The organism is Lysobacter terrestris (assembly GCF_014489475.1).
In the GTDB taxonomy this organism is placed as follows: Bacteria; Pseudomonadota; Gammaproteobacteria; order Xanthomonadales; family Xanthomonadaceae; genus Agrilutibacter; species Agrilutibacter terrestris.
Genome location: NZ_CP060820.1, coordinates 1,569,099 through 1,581,759, shown reverse-complemented (window position 1 = coordinate 1,581,759; position 12,661 = coordinate 1,569,099). Strand labels below are relative to the sequence as shown.

Sequence of the window (12,661 nt, the reverse complement as noted above, 5' to 3'; positions counted from 1 at the left end):
CGCCGCTTCCACCGGCGGACACCGTGATGCTTCCCTCACCCCAGGCGCTCTGGCGCTGGCTGCGGCAATGGCGCCGCGAACACCTGCAGGTCGACCGCTTCGCCGTGCTGCAGCACGTGGACGAAGCGGGCGCGCTCGCGCCGCGCTTCGCCTTCATGGTGGTCATGTCGTGCGGCATCGCCACGCTGGGCCTGTTGCAGGGCTCGGCGGCGGTGATCATCGGCGCGATGCTGATCTCGCCGCTGATGGGCCCGATCGTGGAGATGGGCATGTCGCTGGCGGTGTTCGACCTGCGCAACCTGCGCGGCTCGTTGCGCACGCTGGCGGTGGGCGTGGCCTTGTCGCTGCTGATCGCGATCCTGATCGTCGCCGTGTCGCCGCTGCAGGAGCCGACCGCGGAGATCCTGGCGCGCACCGAACCCACGTTGTTCGACCTGCTCGTGGCGGTGTTTTCCGGCCTCGCCGGCGCCTACGCCACGATCACCCGCAAGGGCGAAACGATCGTCGGCGTGGCGATCGCTACCGCGCTGATGCCGCCGCTGGCGGTGGTCGGTTTCGGCATCGCCACCGGCAGCGCCAGCATTGCGGGCGGCGCCGCGTTCCTGTTCATGACCAACCTGCTCGCGATCGCGCTGTCGGTGACGGTGATGGCGCGCTGGTACCACTTCGGCCGCAGCGACAGCCCGCAGCAGACGGCGTGGCAGGCGGCGCTGATCGTGGGCACGTTCGCGCTGCTGTCGATCCCGCTCGGCCTGGCGCTGCGCGACATCGCCGCGCGCGGACTGGCCGAACGCAGCATCCGCACCACCCTGGAGGCCGCCGCGCGCGAAGTGCAGGGGCAGATCACCGCGCTGCGCGTCGAGCAACGCGGGCGCGACGTGCAGGTCGATGCGATGCTGCTCACGCCGCGTTACGCGGCCGGGCTCGCGACGCAGCTGGAGCGCACGCTGGAGACGCAACTCGGGCGGCCGGTGGTGCTCGCGCTGCGCGAGGTACTCACCGCCGACGATTCGCAGATCGCGCGCGAGCAGGCCACGCTGTCGCAGCTGCGCGACAGCGTCGACGAACTGCGCACCGCCGCCAGCCGCGAGGCGCAGCAGCGGCGTGGCCGCGACGATGCCATGGCCGCGCTGCGCGAACGCGCGAGCGCGTACCTGGGCCCAATGGAAACGCTCGGCGACGGGCAACGCGTGCTGTGGCGGCTGCGTGCGGACACGCTCGACCTGCGCGGCGCGCGGGCGCTGGAGGCCGCGCTCGCTGGATCGGCGCAAGGCCCCGCGGTGGAAGTGATCCCGCCGCTGCAGCCGTTGCCGCAGGTGGTGTTCGCCGACGACAGCGTCGCGCTCGACGATACCGCGCAACAGCAGCTCGCCGATGCCGCCTGGGCGCTGCAGCGCTGGCAAGCGCCGACGGCCCACCTGCACGTGCAGGGCGGCGACACCGGACCCGGGCGCGCGCGTGCGGCCGCGATCGCCGACGCCCTGCGCGCGCTGGGCGTCACCACGACCACGATCGACTACGCCGACCGCAACGAGGTCCGCACGCACGCCGCCGCACCCGGGCAGGTGGGGCTGCGCACGGTGGCGCTGCAGGCGGGCGTGCGCTGATCGCGCTTCAACCGGCCTGACCCAGCGCGGCCGCGGCGCGCGGCCGCACGCGCGGCTTCCAGCGACGGTCGAGCAGCAGCTTCGCCGCAATCGCCACCGCCAGCGGCGCGAACCACGCGGTGTAATGCAGCGCGGTGCCATCGACGCCGGGCAGCAGCCGCGGCAGGCCGATGCCGAGGAAGGCGATATGCGTAGCGATGCCGTTGCCGAGCATCGCGGTGTAGTGCTCGACCAGCCACCAGCGCGGCCGCGCGGCCAGGCGTTCGCGCTGCATGCGCTTGCGCAGCATGTCGCCGCCGGCAAACAGGCCGACCGCGGAGAACCCGGTCAGCAGCGGCGAGCCCACGCGCAGGCCCAGCACCAGCACGCCCAGACCGCTGAGCAGCGACAACCACGCCAGCGCGACGTAGACCGGGCCGGTGTAGCGCGCCACGTCGTGCTTGTCGCGGATCGCGCGCCACGCGCTCCACATCCCGGCCGCGGTGATCACCAGCAGGTAGGCGAGGAAAGCCGCGCCGACCGGGCGCTCACGCACCAGCCAGGCGTACGCCGCCATCGGCAGGCCGGTGGCGAGGATCCCGCACATCGCCAGCAGGAACAGCTGGCCGGCGCGGCGGTGCAGCGGGCTGCCCTTGCGCAGGAACGCCGCGCTCCAGAACGAGGCGAGGGCGATCACGCCGATGCCGACGTGGCAGGCAACGAGCATCTGGTAGGCGGTCATGGCGGGCTCCGGTGGCGACGTGCCGCCAGCTTCGGTGCACGGTCGATGGCGGCGCAGTGCCCGCGGTCATCGCTGCGAGGTGCCGGAAGTCACTTCACGCCCTCCATGGCGCAACCGCATCGCTGCGCCGAGCCCCCGCCCGGCCATCCATGGCCGGGCCTTCGCCGGTGCAGCGCGGCATGCCACGCTCGCTCGCACCGGCACCGCCAGAAGTCACTTCCTGCGCCAACGGCATTGCGATGCCCGGCCGCGCGCCGCAGCATGCGCGCCATGGCCCTGCACTCCCGATTCGATCGCGCCGGTCTGCCGCTGAGCCAGCGGCTGCGCACGCTGCTGCATCCGTTCAACCTGGCCGGCCTCTTCACCTGGGGCGCGGTGGCGCTATCGCTGCAGTGGCTGCGGACGGACGCACTCGCGCTGGCGTGGACGCTGCTGGTCGGCTTCCTGCTGGCGCTGCTGGCGCAGGACCTGCTGCGCGAGCGCCACCGCGGCATCGCCAATGCGCTGCTGTGGCTGGAGGCCGTGGCCGCGCTGGTGCTGGTCTGGCTGGACCCGCGCATCGGCACCGCGCAGGTGCTGCTGGTGGTGTGGACGGCGCAGATCGCGGCGTGCTGGTCGTTGCGCAGTGCGCTCGCCGCGGTGGTGCTGGTGGACGTGGTGACCTACGCGATCCTGCGCGACGCGGGACTGCGCTCGCCGCTGGTGGTGATGGGCATGTACGCCGGCTTCCAGGCCTTCGCCGCCTTGTGCGCCTACTACGCGACCAGCGCCGAACAGGCGCGCGACCGTCTCGCCCTGGTCAACGCCGACCTGCTCGCCACGCGTGCGCTGCTGGCCGACTCCGCGCGCGACGCCGAGCGCCTACGCGTGGCGCGTGAACTGCACGACGTCGCCGGGCACAAGCTCACCGCGCTGACCCTCAACCTGCGCGCGCTCGCCGCCGATCCCGCGCTGGCGCCACGCCATGAGCTGCAGGTGGCGCAGCAGATGTCGGCCGAACTGCTCGGCGACATTCGCGGCGTGGTGCAGGCCCTGCGCGACGCCAGCGGGCTCGACCTCGGCACCGCGCTGCGCGCGCTGGCCGCGCCGATGCCGCGCCCGTCGTTGCGGCTGGCAATCGGCGACGACGTGCACATCAGCGATCCCGCCGTCGCCGAGGCCGTGCTGCGGCTGGTGCAGGAGGCGCTGACCAACAGCGCGCGCCACGCCGAAGCCGACACCGTCAGCGTCGCGCTGCAGCGCGAGGGCAACCGCCTCAGCGTGAAGGTCGAGGACGACGGCTACGTGCGCGGCACGCTGCGCGAAGGCAACGGCCTGTCCGGCATGCGCGAACGCCTCGCCGCCGCCGGCGGCACGCTCGCCCTGTCCACCACCGCGCGCGGCGCGCTGCGCATCGACGCGAGCCTGCCGCTGTGACTTCCCCTTTCGCCCTGCCCCACAGCGCCCGGCCCCATTCCGCATGAATCCACCACTGCGCATCGCCCTCGCCGACGACCAGGCCCTCGTGCGCGCCGGCCTGCGCGCCCTGCTCGAACGCCAGGGCATCGAGATCGTGTTCGAAGCCGACGACGGCGAAGCGCTGCTCGCGCAACTGGCGACGCAACCGGTCGACGTCGTGCTCAGCGACATTCGCATGCCGCGCCTGGACGGCATCGACGCCCTGCAGCAACTGCGCGCTCGCGGCGATGCCACGCCGGTGCTGCTGCTCACCACCTTCGACGACAGCGAACTGCTGCTGCGCGCGACCCAGGCCGGCGCGCAGGGCTTCCTGCTCAAGGACGCGGCGCCCGAAGACCTGCGCGAAGCGATCGAGCGCGTCGCCCGCGGCGACACCCTGCTGCAGCCGGTCAGCACCGAGGCCGTGCGCGCGCGTTACCAGTTCCACGCGACCGACGCGCCCAAGGAACGCTTCAGCGAACGCGAGGTGGCGATCCTGCGCCTGCTCGCCGGCGGCTATTCCAACAAGGAGATCGCGCGTTCGCTGTTCCTCGCCGAAGGCACAGTGAAGAACTACGTGTCGGTGATCCTGGAGAAGCTCGACACCCGCGATCGCACGCGCGCGGTGTTGAAGGCGATCACGCTGCGGGTGATCTGACCCCGCGCGCCGATGGCGCGACATCGCCGCGGTGCTGCCGATTCGTCCTTGCCCGCCCAGGCCTGGCATGACGCGGCTCGGTTTGAGCCGCGTTGGGTCGGTTTAAACCCTCGTGTCGTCCGGCACATCCCACTGCGGGGCGGATGACGCGATCGCCCGGATCCTGGCCACCACATCATCGGCGAGTTCGCCAAAGGGAATTGCATGCTGCCTGCAAAGTGCCGCGCCACCGCCGTCATTGCCGCGGTCCTGATGTCGCTCCCGTGCCTTGCACTCGCGGCCCCTGCGCTGCAGGAGGCCAACGCGCGGACCCGGCAGTTCGTGCAGCAGACCATGCAACAGCAACGGATACCCGGCCTGCAGGTTGCCGTCGTCAAGGACGGCCAGGTCGTGCTGTCCGCGAGCTACGGTTTCGCCAACGTCGAGAACCGCGTGCCGGTCACGAGCAAGACGCTGTTCCCGATCAACTCCGCGACCAAGTCATTCACCGGCGTCGCCATGCTGCAACTGGCCGAGGCCGGGCGGGTCGACCTCGACGCCCCCGCTTCGCGCTATCTCGACGACCTGCCCACCGCCTGGCGCGGCATCCGCATCCGCCAACTGCTCGGCCATACCTCCGGTCTTCCCGACATCGTCGGCCCGCACGGCCTGATCGGCGGAGGAACCGAACGGGACGCCTGGAAGGCGGTCAAGGCGCTGCCATTGGACGCGCCCCCCGGCGAACGATTCGCCTACAACCAGACCAACTACGGCCTGCTCGCGCAGATCATCGCCAAGCAGGCGCAGGCGCCCTATGAGCGCTACCTGGCTGACCATCAATTCGCCGTGGTGCACATGCCCCTGACCACGTTCGGCGACAGCTACGACCTCATGCCCAACGCGGCGACGATCTACAGCTACTCGCCCCGCGGAACCCTGGCGCAGAACGACGACAACCGCCTGTCGCGTTGGATCTACGACATCCCCTACGGCCTGTGGGCCGGCGGCGGCATCCAGACCACGGCGGACGAGTTGTCGCGTTGGCTCATCGCGTTGTCGAACGGCCGCCTGATCGGCAAGGACAGTGTCCGCAGCATGTGGACGCCGGAAAAATTGAACAGTGGCGCCGATGGCGAATGGGCCGCCGGTTGGCCGGTGCTGCAGACCACTCCGACCCGGCAGGTGGCGGGAATCGGCGGTGCCCGCGCCGCATTCATCGTCTATCCGGATGAGGGATTGGCTGTCGCGGTGCTGACCAACCTCGCAGGAGCGAACCCGCAGCGCTTCATTCCGCAGATCGCCGCGTTCTACCAGCCGTTGCCGCACGCGCCTTCGCGCTGAATCGGCCTTGCCTGCACACAGTGCCAACCGAGCCTCGGGTCCTGGAACGTATCAAGGCCGCTTCTGGATGAAGGTGACGCCGACGCCGGTGACAGAAATCGACCCATGGCGGACGTCCGTACATCGCCAGCCTAGGCCCCGGACACAGGCGACTTGGCACGTTCAGCGAGTCATTTGGCGCGAATAGCTAGTTTCGTGGCGTGTGATGCAGCCCAAAGTGGCATCACATTCCCAACGGGCGCAGCCCAAGGTTCTAGCCATGAGCATCATCCTCGTCACCGGCGCATCGTCCGGCATCGGCAAGGCCACCGCGCACAAATTGTTGCAGCAGGGGCATACGGTCTACGTCGCGGCGCGACGCGTGGAGGCCATGCAGGATCTGGAGGTGCATGGCGCGATCCCGCTGCGCATGGACATCACGAAGGAGGACGACGTAGTGGCCGTGGTCGAGCGCATCCAGCGGGAGCACGGCGCATTGGATGTTCTGGTCAACAATGCCGGGTACGCCATCTATGGTTCCGTCGAGGAGACGTCGATCGACGATGCGCGCGCACAGTTCGAGGTCAATCTCTTCGGCCTGGCGCGCCTCACCCAGTTGCTGATTCCGGCAATGCGTGAGCGCGGGCGCGGGCGCGGCACCATCGTCAACCTCTCCTCCATGGGCGGCAAGATCTACACCCCGCTGGGCGCCTGGTACCACGCCACCAAGCACGCGGTGGAGGGCTGGAGCGATGCACTTCGGATCGAGCTGAAGGCATTCGGCATCGACGTGGTGGTGATCGAGCCCGGCATCATCGCCACCGAGTTCGGCGACGTGATGACCCAGCCGATGCTGGACCGATCCGGGCATGGCCCGTACGGCAAGCTGGCGCATGCCATCGCCGGGTCCAAGTCGCCGATGTCGCAACCGAGCGTGGTGGCGGAGGCTATTGCCCGTGCGGTGCAAGCACATCGCCCGAAGACGCGCTACGTGGCCGGCAACCTGGCGCGGCCCCTGATATTCGTGCGCAAATACTTCGGCGACCGCGTCTATGATCGTCTGATCATGAGCCAGTTCCGCTGACATGGCGCGCAACAGCACCTTTCCGGTCGATCCCGGTTGGCGTCCGCTGCTGAAGGATCTGGGTATCCGCAGCGATACCTTGTTGCGGCGCGCGGGCTTGCCCGAAGAATTGTTGGCACGCCCCAACAATGGCCTGACAACGGCGGAGTACTTCCGTTTCTGGGAGGCCCTGCAGGCGGAGGCGGGCGATCCGCTGCTGCCCTTGCGCCTGGTGGAAGCGATCCAGGCCGAGTCCTTCATCCCGCCGATCTTCGCCGCGCTGTGCAGCGCGAACATGCTGCAGGCGGGGCAACGGTTGTCCACCTACAAGAAGCTGATTGCGCCGATGACGCTGGGCGTGGACGTGGGTCGCGACGGCGCGCTCACACTGACGCCGCGCTGGTTGGAAGCGCAGGCGCAGGTGCCGTTCGTGGTCGTGGCCAGCGAGCTTGCATTCCTGCTCCGGCTCGCGCGCCTGGCCACGCGCGAGCCCGTCGCGGCGCTACGCGTGACCATGCCGCACTTGCCCGCTGCCGCGCAGGCGAAAGCCTATGCGAAGTTCTTCGGCGTGGCCGCACAGCAGGGCGATGCAGCGAGCATTGCTTTCACCGCCATCGATGCGAAGCGACCGTTCCTCACTGTCAATGACGCGATGTGGCAGGTCTTCGAGCCCGACTTGCGCAAGCGCCTGGGCGAGCTGGACGCGAACGCCAATACCGCGGCGCGTGTTCGTTCCGCGCTGCTCGAACTCCTTCCGAGCGGCCAATCGGGAATCGAAGCGGTCGCCGCGCGACTTTCGATGAGTAAGCGGACACTGCAACGGCGACTGGAGGAAGAAGGCGGCAACTACCGCGCGCTGGTCAACGACACACGCGAGGCACTGGCCCGGCATTACCTCACGCAGACGGAATTGACCGCCGGGGAGATCGGATTCCTGCTCGGCTTCGAAGATCCCAATTCGTTCTTCCGCGCCTTTCACGAGTGGACAGGCACGACGCCCGAGGCAGCCCGAAGGGTTGCGCATTAGTCGAGCCCCGTCGGCTTTCCTTGATCGCCGGCTCACTGAGTAAATAAGGAACCGATGGCCATGCCTTCCAACAACCTGACATTGCACCTTCAAGCTGCAGTGCTGGACTACTTCACCGGCGAGCGCCACGCGATGTTGCTGATCCTCGGGGGCGCCTTCCTGATGGCCGCGCTCGCCATTTGGCTGTTGGCTGCGACGCGCAGTAGTTTCACAACGGGATTCTCCGCGATGGTGCTCGCGGTCTCGATCCTGCTGTCAGGCATAGCGGGTGGGTTGCTGGTGCGCGACCGCGCACTATCGAGCGGCATCGTGGAAGGCATTCAGTCCGCCGACCAGGCATCCACCATCCATGCCGAGCGCCAACGGATCAGCACGGTCATCGGCAAATACGCCGTCTATCGCCGGGTGGTTGCGGCCGTTGCCATGCTCGGCTTGCTGGCGCTCCTGCTTTCGGATCGTAGCTGGCTGCATGGCGTTTCGGCAGGATTGCTGACCCTGGTCATCGCGCAAGTCTTGATCGACCACTATTCGCAAGGGCGAGCAGAAGCCTATTTGCTGGCTATTTCCAGTCAGAAGGCGTCTTTCGCGATACATCGTTAGAGGCGTCCGCTTCTGGCCGAAAGCAGACCGTGGCGTCGCGATAAGCCGTCAGGCCAAACCCACGATCCAACCCGCCATCGCATCCAGTAGCTCACCGAGCACCTCGGCATCTTTGCGCCCGCTGCGCGCCGGCACATGGAAGGAATGATCGGCGTCGGCGAACGGACGCAACGTCGCGCGAGTACCCAACCGCTCCACCACCGGACGCAGCAACTCCAGCGTCGCCAGTTCATCGCGCGTGCCTTGCAGGAACAGCATCGGCACCTGCACCTGCGCCAGGTGCGCGGCACGTTCGTCCGACGGCTGGCCGGCCGGGTGTAGCGGGAAACCGAGGAACGCCAGCCCGCGCACACCCGGCAACGGCGTGTCGGCCTGCGCCTGCGAGGTCATGCGCGCGCCGAACGACTTGCCACCGGCGAACAGGGGCAGCTCCGGCCACACGCGGCCCGCGGCGGCCACCGCGGCGCGGACCGCCGCATGCGCGACCCGCGGCGTGTCCGGACGGCGCGAAGCGCGCTCCATGTAGGGGAACTGGTAGCGCAGGGTGGCGATCCCGCGCGCCGCCAGGCCCTGCGCCACGGCCTCCATGACCGCATGCGCCATGCCCGCGCCGGCCCCGTGCGCGAACACGTACGCCGCGCGCGCGTCCGCTGGCGCCAGCAACAGGCCGGACACGCTCTGCTCCGCATCGATCGGGATGCGTACGGGTTGGGCGCTGCTCATGGTGTCGCTCCGGGTTCCGTCGCGATTTGCAGCAGCGCATCGGCGTACCCCGGCGCGGTCGGTTCGTGCATGAAGTAGGCGTAGGTATCGCCCCACGCCGTCGCGGCGATGCGCTGCGCCCACTGCGCGAAATCGGCCGGCGTGTACTCCTCCAGCCGCAGGCGCAGGTAGCCCCAGGGTGCGGTTTCGACCAGCGGCGGCGGCGCGTCGTCCTCGCGTTCGGACAGGCACAGCGCGGCGCCGGTGGCGCGCAACGCCGTGTACACCTCCTCGTCGAACCAGCTGGCGTTGCGGAACTCGAACGCGGCGCGATGCCCGTCTGGCAACAGCTGCAGGAAGTCCTGCAGCCGCGGCAGGTCCTTCTTCAGGAACGGCGGCAGCTGGAACAACACCGGCCCGCGCTTGTCGCCCAGCGTCTCCAGCGTGCGGTACAGGTAGGTGACGGAGTCGGCCGCGGCGTCCGCCTTCAGCCGCGCGTCGTGGGTGATCCGCCGCGGCGCCTTGATCGCGAAGCGGAAGCCGTCCGGCACCACCTCCGCCCAGTGCGTCAGCACCGACGCCTTGGGCATCTGGTAGAAGGTATTGTTGATCTCGACCGTAGGCAGGCGCTGCGCGTACCAGGCGAGCATGTCCTCGGGCTTGATCCTGTCGGGATAGAAGCTGCCCTTCCATTCCTTGAAGGAATAGCCGCTCGCTCCCGCCCACACGCGTCGTGCTGTCATGTTCGTCCCTTCCTGTTCATCCCTGTGGATTACGGATGGCGAAGCTCAGCGAATACTCCGCCAAGCGTCGTTTCGAGGCCACCCCCGAGCCGGCACCGGCCGAGCCGACGCACGCCGGCGGCCCGCTGCTGTTCGTGGTGCAGCAGCACGCGGCGACGCGGCTGCATTACGACTTCCGCATCGAATGCGATGGCGTGCTTTTTTCCTGGGCGGTGCCCAAGGGCCCCTCGCCCGATCCCGCCGACAAGCGCATGGCGGTGTTCGTCGAGAACCATCCCTACGACTACGCCTCGTTCGAGGGTGTGATCCCGCCCAAGCAGTACGGCGCGGGCGAGGTGATCGTGTGGGACTGCGGCGTGTACAGCCCGGACGAGGGCGGCACGTGTTTCCACGACCGCGCCGAGGCGCAACGCCGCGTGCGCGAGGGCCTGGCCGCCGGCAAGCTCAGCCTGCAGTTGCGCGGCGAGAAGCTGAAGGGCTCCTACGCGCTGGTGCGCACCAGGGAAGCGAAGAGCTGGCTGCTGATCAAGCACAAGGACCGCTTCGTCTCGCATGACGCCATCACCGCGCAGGACCGCTCGGTGCTGTCGGGCCTGCGCGTGCGCGAACTCAAGTTCGTGGCGCCGCCGCCGCGCGTGCCGGCCTCGCGACTGGTGCCGGCGGGCGAGCCTTCGGCGCTGCCGGTGAAGCTCGCGCCGATGCTGACCGAGAGCACCGACGCCGCGTTCACCCGCGAGGGCTGGTGCTGGGAACCCAAGCTCGACGGCTACCGCGTGCTCGCCTGCATCGACGGCGAGCGCGTGCAGTTGAAGTCGCGGCGCGGGCTGGAACTGGCCACCACGTTTCCGCGCCTGGCCGCGGAGCTGCGCGAACAGGCCGGCGGCGGCACGATGCTGCTCGACGGCGAGATCGTCGCCTTCGATGCGGACGGGCGGCCGTCGTTCAATGCGCTGCAGAACCGTTTCCAGCTGAAATCCGCGGTCGACATCGCCGCCGCGGACCGCAGCGTGCCGACGCTGTTCTTCGCCTTCGACCTGCTGCACTTCGCCGGCATCGACCTGCGCGCGCGGCCGTACCGCGAGCGCCGCCGCTACCTCGCGCAATGCCTACTGCCGTCGCAACAGGTGCAGCTGGTGCACGTCGCGGCCGATGGCGAGGCGATGTTCGCAGCCGCACTGGCCAGCGGCTTCGAAGGCGTGGTCGGCAAGCGCGCGGACAGCCGCTACGAGGCAGGCAAGCGCTCGAAGGCGTGGCTGAAGGTGAAGCCGACGCAGAGCGCGGAGTTCGTGATCGGCGGCTACACGCGCGGCAAGGGTTCGCGCGGCGCGCTCGGCGCGGTGCTGGTCGGCTATTGGGACGGCGGCGTGCTGCGCTTCGTTTCGGGCGTCGGTTCCGGCTTCGACGCGCGCACGCTGGACGCGCTGCTGCAACGGCTGCAGCCACTGCAGCGCGCGAAGAACCCGTTCAGCGAGAAGCCCGACCTGCCCAGACCGATCACCTGGGTCGAGCCGCAAGTGGTGGCCGAGGTCGAGTTCCACGAATGGACCGACGACGCGCACCTGCGCGCGCCGGTGTTCCTGCGCCTGCGCGACGACATCGATGCGCGCACGGTGCAGCGTCCCCACCCGCGCCTGCATGCGAACACGGATACTGCAGGGAACACGGAACGCGGCACCGGCGCGGACACGCAGCGCAACGACGATATCGACGCCGTCCTGCAGCAACTCGACACACCGCGTAAACAGTTCGACCTCGCGATCGGCGCGCACCGCATCCACCTGAGCAACCTCGATCGCGTGTACTGGCCCGCGGACGCCGCGATCGAGCAACCCGCGCTCAGCAAGCGCGACCTGCTGCGCTACCTCGCCCAGGTGTCGCCGCTGATGCTGCCGCACCTTGCCGACCGGCCGCTGACCATGATCCGCATGCCCGACGGCATCCGCGGCCAGCGCTTCTTCCAGAAGCACTGGGAACAGGCGCGCCCGGGCTTCGTCGAGGCGGTCACCGTGTTCTCCGGCAGCAAGGACGAGCAGCACGAGTACCTGCTGTGCAACAACCTGCCGACGCTGCTGTGGCTGGCGCAGTCGGGCACGCTGGAATTCCACGTCTGGCATTCGCGCGCGCAGGTCGGCGCGGACTGCGTGTCGCAATCGACCGACTACGCCAGTTCGCTCGAGGCGCTGGAAGCCTCGGTGCTCAACTACCCCGACTACGTGGTGTTCGACATCGACCCGTACATCTATTCGGGGAAGGAGGCCAAGGGCGCCGAACCCGAGCTCAATACCGTGGCCTTCGAGAAGGGCAAGGAGATCGCGTTCGCCCTGCGCGAGCTGCTGCTGGGCATGGGACTGGAGCCGATCGTGAAGACCTCGGGCAAGACCGGCCTGCATGTTTTTGTCCCGATCATGCGCACGATCGACTTCGATGCGGCCCGCCACGTGTCCGAACTGGTCAGCCGGCACCTGCTGCGGCAACGCCCCAAGGACATCACCATGGAGTGGAGCATCCCTAAACGTAGTGGAAAGATTTTCATGGACCACAACATGAACGTGCGCGGCAAGACCTTGAACGTCGCCTACTCCCCGCGTGGCGAGCCCGCGGCACCGGTGTCGATGCCGTTGACGTGGGACGAACTGGCCTCCGCGCACCCACTCGACTTCCGCATGCCCGGTGTTATAAAGCGCCTGTCACGCACGGGGGATCGCTGGAGCGACGCCCTGGCACGCAAGCAGGATCTGGCGAAGGCACTGCAACGCTAGCCGTCATCCCCCGCTACGCCCGGGATGACGCGACAGAAGCTTCGG

Annotated in this window: 11 protein-coding genes; 8 read left to right on the top strand and 3 right to left on the bottom strand. The window is 68.9% G+C overall.

Going from position 1 to position 12,661, the window contains the following annotated elements:
* Window positions 1-26 precede the first annotated feature (26 nt).
* Window positions 27-1,607 carry a DUF389 domain-containing protein gene (locus H8B22_RS14745; protein WP_208456877.1) on the top strand — a complete coding sequence of 527 codons (1,581 nt, stop codon included), beginning with the start codon at window positions 27-29 and terminating at the stop codon, window positions 1,605-1,607.
* 7 nt (window positions 1,608-1,614) lie between these two features.
* Here the strand turns inward: H8B22_RS14745 and H8B22_RS07440 are convergent, their stop codons facing one another.
* Entirely contained in the window at window positions 1,615-2,328 is a 714-nt protein-coding gene (locus tag H8B22_RS07440; protein WP_187710832.1) for a hypothetical protein, read from the bottom strand.
* A 270-nt stretch (window positions 2,329-2,598) separates the two neighbouring features.
* On the opposite strand from H8B22_RS07440, the gene H8B22_RS07435 reads away from it, so the two are divergent.
* The 6 genes from H8B22_RS07435 to H8B22_RS07410 all read left to right on the top strand — a co-directional run bounded on the left by H8B22_RS07435 (window position 2,599) and on the right by H8B22_RS07410 (window position 8,412).
* On the top strand, window positions 2,599-3,744 hold the full coding sequence (locus H8B22_RS07435) for a sensor histidine kinase (RefSeq protein ID WP_225876155.1): 1,146 nt from the start codon (window positions 2,599-2,601) through the stop codon (window positions 3,742-3,744).
* 43 nt (window positions 3,745-3,787) lie between these two features.
* Entirely contained in the window at window positions 3,788-4,423 is a 636-nt protein-coding gene (locus tag H8B22_RS07430) for a response regulator transcription factor (RefSeq protein ID WP_187710831.1), read from the top strand.
* Window positions 4,424-4,627: 204 nt separating this feature from the next.
* On the top strand, window positions 4,628-5,743 hold the full coding sequence (locus tag H8B22_RS07425; protein ID WP_187710830.1) for a serine hydrolase domain-containing protein: 1,116 nt from the start codon (window positions 4,628-4,630) through the stop codon (window positions 5,741-5,743).
* A gap of 259 nt (window positions 5,744-6,002) precedes the next feature.
* Window positions 6,003-6,806, top strand: coding sequence for an oxidoreductase (locus H8B22_RS07420; RefSeq protein ID WP_187710829.1), 804 nt, complete (start codon window positions 6,003-6,005; stop codon window positions 6,804-6,806).
* 1 nt (window position 6,807) lies between these two features.
* Entirely contained in the window at window positions 6,808-7,812 is a 1,005-nt protein-coding gene (locus H8B22_RS07415) for an AraC family transcriptional regulator (RefSeq protein WP_187713445.1), read from the top strand.
* Window positions 7,813-7,872: 60 nt separating this feature from the next.
* A complete protein-coding gene (locus H8B22_RS07410; RefSeq protein ID WP_187713444.1) occupies window positions 7,873-8,412 on the top strand; it encodes a hypothetical protein in 540 nt (179 codons plus the stop codon).
* 48 nt (window positions 8,413-8,460) lie between these two features.
* Here the strand turns inward: H8B22_RS07410 and H8B22_RS07405 are convergent, their stop codons facing one another.
* Window positions 8,461-9,135 carry an alpha/beta hydrolase family protein gene (locus tag H8B22_RS07405; RefSeq protein ID WP_187713443.1) on the bottom strand — a complete coding sequence of 225 codons (675 nt, stop codon included), beginning with the start codon at window positions 9,133-9,135 and terminating at the stop codon, window positions 8,461-8,463.
* Window positions 9,132-9,857: a DUF72 domain-containing protein gene (locus H8B22_RS07400; protein ID WP_187713442.1), complete on the bottom strand. Its 726-nt coding sequence runs from the start codon at window positions 9,855-9,857 to the stop codon at window positions 9,132-9,134. Before H8B22_RS07400 ends, H8B22_RS07405 begins: the two co-directional genes overlap by 4 nt.
* 35 nt (window positions 9,858-9,892) lie before the next feature.
* On the opposite strand from H8B22_RS07400, the gene ligD reads away from it, so the two are divergent.
* Window positions 9,893-12,616, top strand: a complete 2,724-nt coding sequence (gene ligD, locus H8B22_RS07395; protein ID WP_187713441.1) for a DNA ligase D — start codon at window positions 9,893-9,895, stop codon at window positions 12,614-12,616.
* Window positions 12,617-12,661: the final 45 nt, after the last annotated feature.